This window comes from Zoogloea sp. LCSB751 (assembly GCF_002028455.1).
Taxonomy (GTDB): domain Bacteria; phylum Pseudomonadota; class Gammaproteobacteria; order Burkholderiales; family Rhodocyclaceae; genus Zoogloea.
On the sequence record NZ_MWUM01000349.1, the window covers coordinates 1 to 257 of the forward strand.

The following is a 257-nucleotide window of genomic DNA, read 5'->3' on the forward strand; positions in this document are numbered from 1 at the left end:
TGCAGGGGCGCGAGTAGGGCGGGTTGGCGTAGGCGGCGCCACCCAGGCGGCGCAGGTCGGCGGCCAGCTCCTGGGTGAGGGCGTTGTCTTCGGCGTCGTAGTAGTTCGGCACCAGGGCGTTGCAGTCATCGGCGAACATGTCGAGCACCACCGGCCCCAGGGTGGGGGCGAACTGGTGGAACAGGCCCCAGGCCAGCGGCTTGGGGGTCTGCCATTGGTCGCCTATCTGCTTGAGCTCGTGGTCGGGTTGGGCCTGC

Annotated in this window: 1 protein-coding gene; it reads right to left on the reverse strand. The window is 69.6% G+C overall.

All coding sequences use genetic code 11. The features are described 5' to 3' along the window. Positions 1–257, reverse strand: a 257-nt coding sequence (locus B4920_RS26910) for a phage N-6-adenine-methyltransferase (protein ID WP_216820092.1), incomplete at both ends; no start/stop codon positions are given.